This window comes from Kitasatospora sp. NPDC001225 (genome assembly GCF_053597855.1).
Map to the genome: position 1 here is coordinate 1 of NZ_JBSFJC010000421.1, position 1,660 is coordinate 1,660.

The following is a 1,660-nucleotide window of genomic DNA, read 5'->3' on the forward strand; positions in this document are numbered from 1 at the left end:
GACCACCGGTGCCCGACCGCCCGGGCCGGGTCCTGGCGGGCGGTCAGGCGGTCAGGCGGTGCCGGCGCCGTCCACGGCGATGACCGCGCCGCTGACGAAGGCGGCGGCGTCGCTGGCCAGGAAGGCGACGGTCTGCGCGATGTCCCGGGGCTGGCCGATCCGGCCGAGCGGGCGGTCGGCGGCGTCGGTGTAGAAGGCGTCCGGGCTCTCGCCGAGTTGGCGGGCCTCCTCGGCGAGCATGCCGGTGTCGGTGTCGCCCGGGCAGACGCAGTTGACCCGGATGTTGTCCGGGCCGTGGTCGATGGCCATCGCCCGGGTCATGTTGACCACGGCGCCCTTGGAGGCGCAGTAGGAGATGGCCCGGCCGCCGCCCTTGATGCCCCAGCCGGAGCCGGTGTTGACGATGCTGCCGCCGCCGCTCGCGGCCATCAGCGGCACCACCAGTCCGCTGAGCAGCATGATCGAGCGGACGTTGACGGCCATCACCAGGTCCCAGTCCTCGTCGCTGATCTCGGTGACGGTGGAGCGGCGGATGATGCCCGCGTTGTTGAACAGCACGTCCACGCCGCCGTGTTGCTCGACGGCGGTGCTGACGGCCCGCTCGCAGTCGGCGCGCCGGGAGACGTCGCAGCGGACGAAGGTGCCGCCGATCTCCTTGGCGGCCTGTTCGCCGCGCTCGGCGTCGAGGTCCAGGAGGACGACGGCGGCGCCGAGTTCGGCGAGCAGGGCGGCGGTGGCCCGGCCGATGCCGGAGGCGGCGCCGGTGACGATCGCGCGCTTGCCGTGCAGGTCGATCATGGGGGCTCCTCTGTGGGTGGGAGGTCAGGCGGAGAGGCGGTACACGGCGCCGGAGCGGCGGCCGGTGATCACCCGGACGTGGCCGGAGAGGGCGTCGTCCAGGTCGGGGTCGCCGGTGTCCAGCAGCAGCGGGCGGCCCGCCAGGGCGGCGAGCTTCGCCTCGGTGGCGAGCACCAGCAGCCGTTCCCGGCCCGCGGCGCGCAGCAGTTCGGGGGTGAGCTGCTGGTTGCCGCGGCCGAGCAGGAAGCCCTGGCCGCCGATCGGGGAGAGGGCGATGCAGGGGATGGTGGGCAGGGCGCGCAGCTGGTCGGCCCGGGCGTCGCGGATCAGGAGGCGGGCGGCGGTGGCGAGGCCGTCGGCGTGGCCGGGGCCGAGGGCGCTCGCGGGGCCGAGCCGCAGCAGGTCGACGCCGGTCAGGCTGGCGCCCGGCGCGCCGAGCGCGGTGGCCACCGCGTACGTGGTGCTGCCGGGCCCGAGGAGCAGCAGCCCGCCGGGGCCGACGCGTTCGGCGACCTCGGCGGCGAGGCCGGCCGGTGTCCCCGGGTCGGGCCCGGAGCTGCCGGTCTTGCGCTGCTGGACCCGGGCGGGCAGCACGGGGACGGTCAGTCGGCCGTACAGCCGGGCGGAGACCCGGCCGGCCCGCAGCGCGGCCTCGTCCCGGTCCACCACCTCGGCGGCCGTCAGCCGGACGCCGCGGCCGGCCGCCCAGGCCGCCGCGACCTCGGCGGCGGCCCGGGGGTGGACGGCGAACACGGCGGAGTGCATCTTGACCCCGGCGGGGATGCCGAGCACCGGCACCCGGGGCTCGGGCCCGAGCGCGTCCAGCACGTCGCGGGCGGTGCCGTCGCCGCCGCAGAACAGC

General features: G+C 76.8%; 2 protein-coding genes. Both read right to left on the reverse strand.

What is annotated here, in order from left to right; genetic code table 11:
* Positions 1-51 precede the first annotated feature (51 nt).
* Complete coding sequence (locus ACWDCZ_RS41115) at positions 52-798, reverse strand: SDR family NAD(P)-dependent oxidoreductase (RefSeq protein ID WP_380742288.1); 747 nt, start codon at positions 796-798, stop codon at positions 52-54.
* Between the two features lie 24 nt (positions 799-822).
* Positions 823-1,660: ATP-NAD kinase family protein (locus ACWDCZ_RS41120; protein ID WP_449818691.1), on the reverse strand; the 838-nt coding region annotated here is incomplete at its 5' end.

Bases quoted from the DNA above. Each gene is read 5' to 3' on its own strand.
- ACWDCZ_RS41115 (WP_380742288.1), bottom strand. From the start codon at position 798: ATGATCGACCTGCACGGCAAGCGCGCGATCGTCACCGGCGCCGCCTCC.